Origin of the sequence: Rhodococcus sp. ENV425, assembly GCF_002887785.1 — a bacterium.
GTDB lineage: Bacteria > Actinomycetota > Actinomycetes > Mycobacteriales > Mycobacteriaceae > Rhodococcus > Rhodococcus aetherivorans.
Map to the genome: position 1 here is coordinate 6,358 of NZ_PCZU01000215.1, position 4,907 is coordinate 11,264.

General features: G+C 69.8%; 6 protein-coding genes and 1 tRNA gene. 5 read left to right on the forward strand and 2 right to left on the reverse strand.

The features are described from left to right. Window positions 1-289, forward strand: a 289-nt coding sequence (locus CQZ88_RS31320) for a dienelactone hydrolase family protein (protein ID WP_258008664.1), incomplete at its 5' end; no start/stop codon positions are given. 35 nt (window positions 290-324) lie between these two features. After that, window positions 325-401, forward strand: a tRNA-Arg gene (locus CQZ88_RS18630). Between the two features lie 83 nt (window positions 402-484). On the opposite strand, the gene CQZ88_RS18635 is transcribed toward CQZ88_RS18630, so the two are convergent. Beyond that, complete coding sequence (locus CQZ88_RS18635; protein ID WP_006946625.1) at window positions 485-1,354, reverse strand: SDR family NAD(P)-dependent oxidoreductase; 870 nt, start codon at window positions 1,352-1,354, stop codon at window positions 485-487. Continuing rightward, window positions 1,351-1,881 (reverse strand): NUDIX domain-containing protein, encoded by a 531-nt coding sequence (locus CQZ88_RS18640; RefSeq protein WP_044476531.1) that lies wholly within the window; start codon window positions 1,879-1,881, stop codon window positions 1,351-1,353. The genes CQZ88_RS18635 and CQZ88_RS18640 overlap by 4 nt, the downstream gene beginning before the upstream one ends. 100 nt (window positions 1,882-1,981) lie before the next feature. Here CQZ88_RS18640 and CQZ88_RS29960 point away from each other — a divergent pair, with 100 nt between their 5' ends. From CQZ88_RS29960 to otsB, 3 genes are all read left to right on the forward strand, one after another. Then, complete coding sequence (locus tag CQZ88_RS29960; protein ID WP_006946627.1) at window positions 1,982-2,149, forward strand: hypothetical protein; 168 nt, start codon at window positions 1,982-1,984, stop codon at window positions 2,147-2,149. 141 nt (window positions 2,150-2,290) lie between these two features. Beyond that, window positions 2,291-2,572 carry a hypothetical protein gene (locus CQZ88_RS18645; RefSeq protein ID WP_006946629.1) on the forward strand — a complete coding sequence of 94 codons (282 nt, stop codon included), beginning with the start codon at window positions 2,291-2,293 and terminating at the stop codon, window positions 2,570-2,572. Window positions 2,573-2,693: 121 nt separating this feature from the next. Next, window positions 2,694-4,907: trehalose-phosphatase (gene otsB, locus CQZ88_RS18650; protein WP_258008665.1), on the forward strand; the 2,214-nt coding region annotated here is incomplete at its 3' end.

The window sequence follows — 4,907 nt, forward strand, 5'->3', positions numbered from 1 at the left end:
GAACCACACTCACGACACCGTCGCCGACGCCGCGCGCATCGCCGCACCGGTGATGGTGCTGCACGCCGGCGCCGACACGATCATGACGGCCGACGTGTTCGCCGACCTGCAGCGGTCGCTGCTGTCCCGCACCTCGGGCGCGACGATCGTGCACGTCTACCCCGGCGCCGAACACGGCTTCAGCACCCGCGCCCGGCACGGCAACCCTGTCAACGCCGACGCGTACGCCCTGTCGTGGCCGCAGGCGCTGAACTTCATGGCGCAGACCCTCGCCGCGGGCCGCCGGTGAGGGCCGCCGCGGCGAACGGTTAAGATTCTGGCCGCGCCTCCGTAGCTCAGCTGGATAGAGCAAGAGCCTTCTAATCTCTAGGTCGCAGGTTCGAGTCCTGCCGGGGGCACCACACTCCACTCAGCGCCCGTAAGCACTGCACGGAGATCTCGCGTCCTCGCGGGGCCGGCCACGTCCCACCATCGGCGCGACAGGTCAGGCGAGACCGGTGAGATGTTCGGCGATCGTCCAGAAACGTCCGGCCTGGGCAACGTCGTGGGACTGCGCGCTGGAGTCGATTTCGTGACACTCGCCGAAGAACTTTCCGCCCACCCCGTCGAGCGACGGGTCGACCGCCGTGAACACCAGCGAATCGGTGGCCGCATCGACGGACGTGGCGAAGGGCATGTGCGGCAACACGTGCGCCATGAACAGCCGCATCAGACCGCGGGTGCTCGCAGCAGCGGTGGTGGGCACGAAACCGGGACACACGGCGTTCGCAGTGATCGGCCGCCCGGCGAGGCGGCGCTGGAGCTCGTAGGTGAACCACATCACCGCCAGCTTGGAATTCTTGTATGCCCGCTCGGGGTTGTAGCCGTGCTCGAGCTGGACGTCGGCGAAGTCGAAGTCCACCGGCGCTCCGCGGGAGCCGGGCAGGTGCAGCCGCGAGCCGACGGTGACCACACGCGCCGACGGGCTGCGCTCGAGTGCGGGCAGGAGCAGGGCGGTGAGCAGGAACGGAGCCAGGACGTTGACGGCGAGGGTCTCCTCGTACCCGTCGACGGTGAGCCGGCGTTCCTTGCTCGTCTGCAGGATGCCGGCGACATGCAGCAGCACGTCGATCGGTTCGCCCCGCTCGGCTTCCGCGACGCCGAAGAACCGGACCTGCTCCAGAGAAGACAGATCGACCCAGCGCGGCTCGACCCGAGCGTCGGGATCCGTCCGCTGGATCGCTTCGGTTGCGTCCTCCGCGGCAGCGCGGGTTCGCGCGGTGAGCAGGACGCGATGTCCCCGAGCGGCGAGCTTCTCGGCCGTGGCCCGGCCGAGCCCCCGCCCTCCTCCGGTGACGAGCACGGTCTTGCTCATATGCCCGGTTCTTCCGTTCCTGCACCGGGCACCGGCGGACCGGACGCGAACGACCGGCCGGCAGCGTGCACGCGCTCGCCGAGCCGGGCGAGGATCGGGCGTTGCCCCTTCACGAGCTTGATGGCCGCGACGGCGGGCGGAAACCAGCGAGCGTCGTCCACCTCGGGAAAGCTCTGCACCTTTCCGGACCGCGGCGGCCACTCCAGGTCGAAGGTGTTGCTGCCGACGAAGGCCAGATCGTCGGCGGTCTCACCGGCGTAGACGGTGACGATCTTGCCGGAGGGCTGCTTGAACCGCCCGAGCATCTCGTAGTTCACCTGGGGCGCGGGCATCCCGCATTCTTCCTCGAACTCTCGCAAGGCCACGGCGAACGGGTCTTCGTCGTCGCCGTAGACCCCCTTGGGGATCGACCAGGCCGCCTCGTCCTTGCCGACCCAGTACGGCCCGCCCGGGTGCACGATCCACACCTCGAGCACGCCGTCGGCGTCGATCCGGTACAGCAGAAGGCCGGCGCTGGTCACTGCCATCGCTCCCCCTTCCCGTCGCCGTACGCTCCCGCCCCACACGGTAGTTCTTCCGGGCACACTGAGACCCGGCAAGCGCGCCCCCGAACCGGAAGGACTCTCAATGACCGATACGACCGGCGACCATCCCGTCACCGCCCGCGCGAACGGGCCCGGCGTCGTGCTCGACCTGCCGGAAGGCCTCGGCGTCGCCCTCGACATCGTGCAGGCGAAGGCACTGCTGGACCAGTTGCAGGCGGCGATCGAGGAGGCCGAGCGGTTGGAGGACTGAGACCGGATACATACGTACCGGTTCGTGCGAACGCCTGCGCGCCGGGCACCCACCGGTGATCATCGAGAGCGGGCTTCGGCAGAGTTCAGGGTCGCGACGGTGTGCCTGCGCCCGGACCGTTCCCACGCCGAAGGAGTCCTCGTGTCGAAGAACGTCGCCCACAGGGCCGCAGCACTCGCCGGTCTCGTCGTCGCCGCGATCGTCCTGGGGGCCACCGTGGGAGCCGGAACGGCCACCGCCGCGCCGTGGCGCATCGGTCCGCTCTACCGCGCCGAGTTCGCCGGACCGGACGGCGACGCCGTCTGTCCCAAGGCCGAGGCGTTCGATCGGTCCATCGGCGCCGTCGTCCTCGTGTCCTGTTCGTGGGACCCTACGACGAACGCCTGGTTCTACGTCGTCTTCAATCCGAGGACCTGGTCGTAGCCTGCACCGAAACGGACTGCACGCCGCCGGTCCCGTCATAGAATGGGGAACCCCTTGTGGGCCTGTCCTGCAACGGTGCGGAGGGACAGACTGCCATGCACTCATCATCCGAGCCGAGCCGATGACCACCCCCACGGTCGAACCGCGCCCCCGCGAGCGCCGGCTGTCGGAAATCCCGGACGCCTTGGCATCTCGTCACCAGGCGACCGCCATCCTGCGCACCCGGCGCTACGCCGTGTTCCTGGACTTCGACGGCACCCTCGCCCACCTCGTGAACGATCCCACCGCTGCCACCCTGGTCGAGGGCGCGGCGAAAGAGCTTGCCCGGCTGGCCCGCTACTGCCCCGTCGGCGTGATCAGCGGCCGCGACGTGACCGACGTGCAGGCACGGGTCGGCGTGCCCGGACTCTGGTATGCGGGTAACCACGGTTTCGAACTCGTCGGGCCGGACGGCGAGTACCACCGGAACGATGCCGCCGTCCCCGCGGTGCCCGACCTCGAGCGAATCGCCGGCGCCCTGCGGGACCGCCTGGCCGGCGTGCCCGGCGTTCTGGTGGAGCACAAGCGTTTCGCCGTGGCAGTTCATCACCGCAACGTCGCCGAGGACCGGATCGAGGAGGTCGTCGCAGCAGTGCACGATGCGGCCGACCGGGACGTCCGGCTCCGCGTCACGAGCGGACGCAAGGTCACCGAGCTCCGCCCCGATGTGGACTGGGACAAGGGGCGGGCGGTGGCCTGGGTGCTCGAGCACCTCCGCGGCGCAGACGACCCGATGCCGGTCTACATCGGCGACGACCTCACCGACGACGACGCGTTCGGCACCCTGACATCGACCGGGATCGGCATCGTCGTGCGCTACAGCGAGGAAGGCGATCGGCGGTCGACGGCACAATTCGCGGTCGACGGTCCGGACCGGGTTCGTGAGCTACTGGAGCGGCTGGCGGATCTGCTCGGCAGCGACCCGGGGATCGCGCCGCCCCCGGACGACGCCTGGACGATGTTCTTCGAGGGCTACGACCCGCTCACCGAGAAGCTGCGCGAGGCCCTCTGCACCGTCGGGAACGGCTTCTTCGCCACCCGAGGCTGCGCGCCCGAATCCCGCGCGGACGGCGTGCACTACCCCGGCACCTATGTGGCCGGCATCTTCAACCGTCTCCAGGACGAGGTGGCGGGGAGTGCCATCGACCACGAGAGCCTGGTGAACCTGCCGAACTGGTTGCCGGTGACCTTCCGGGTCGACGGCGGGCAGTGGTTCGACCTCGACACCGCAGAGCTGCTCGACTACCGCCAATACCTCGACCTCCGCCGCGCCGTCCTCATCCGGCGGTTCCGATTCCGCGACGCGGCGGGGCGCACCACGTCGGTGCGGCAGCGGCGCCTGGTTGCCATGCATCTGCCGCACGCCTGCGCCCTCGAGACGACGATCGTGGCCGAAGACTGGTCGGGCCGGCTCGAGATCCGCTCGCTGCTGGACGGCGCGGTCCGGAACTCCCTCGTCGAGCGCTATCGCGACCTCGCCGACCAGCACCTCGAGCCGCTGCAAGCCACCGCGCTGTCCGTCGACTCGGTGCTGCTGGCGGTGCAGACCAACCAGTCGCGGATACCGGTGGCGATGGCGGCCCGGAACACGGTGTGGTGCGACGGGGAGCCCGTTGCCGGCGAGTACCGGCTGGTCGACGGCGACGATCGGATCGGACACGACATCACCGTCGACGTCGAGACGGACCGGCCCGTGACGCTGGAGAAGATGGTGGCGGTGTTCACCGGGCGCGATCAGGCGGTCTCCGAGCCGGCCGACGAAGCCGCCCGCTGGCTTCCCCGGCTGGGCCGGTTCGACGAACTGCTCGACGGCCATGTGCTCGCCTGGGGATATCTGTGGGACCACCTGGGCATCGAGTACGAGGGTCCGGGCCACGGCCACGCCCTGCGAGTCCTCCGGTTCCATCTTCTGCACCTGCTGCAGACGGTCTCCGCGAACACCGCCGACCTCGACGTGGGCGTGCCGGCACGGGGGTTGCACGGCGAGGCGTACCGCGGGCACGTCTTCTGGGACGAGCTGTTCGTGTTCCCGGTGCTGAACCTGCGGCTGCCCACGCTGACCCGGTCGTTGCTGCGCTACCGCTACCGCCGCCTGCGGGAGGCCCGCCGGATGGCGCGCGAAGCCGGTCACCGCGGTGCGATGTTCCCGTGGCAGTCGGGCAGCGACGGCCGCGAGGAGAGCCCGCAACTGCACCTCAATCCCAGATCCGGCCGCTGGAACCCGGACCCCAGCCGGCGCCAGCACCACACCGGCATCGCGATCGCCCACAACGTGTGGCAGTACTACCAGGTGACC

Bases quoted from the DNA above. Each gene is read 5' to 3' on its own strand.
- CQZ88_RS18635 (WP_006946625.1), bottom strand. From the start codon at position 1,354: ATGAGCAAGACCGTGCTCGTCACCGGAGGAGGGCGGGGGCTCGGCCGG.
- CQZ88_RS18640 (WP_044476531.1), bottom strand. From the start codon at position 1,881: ATGGCAGTGACCAGCGCCGGCCTTCTGCTGTACCGGATCGACGCCGAC.
- CQZ88_RS29960 (WP_006946627.1), top strand. From the start codon at position 1,982: ATGACCGATACGACCGGCGACCATCCCGTCACCGCCCGCGCGAACGGG.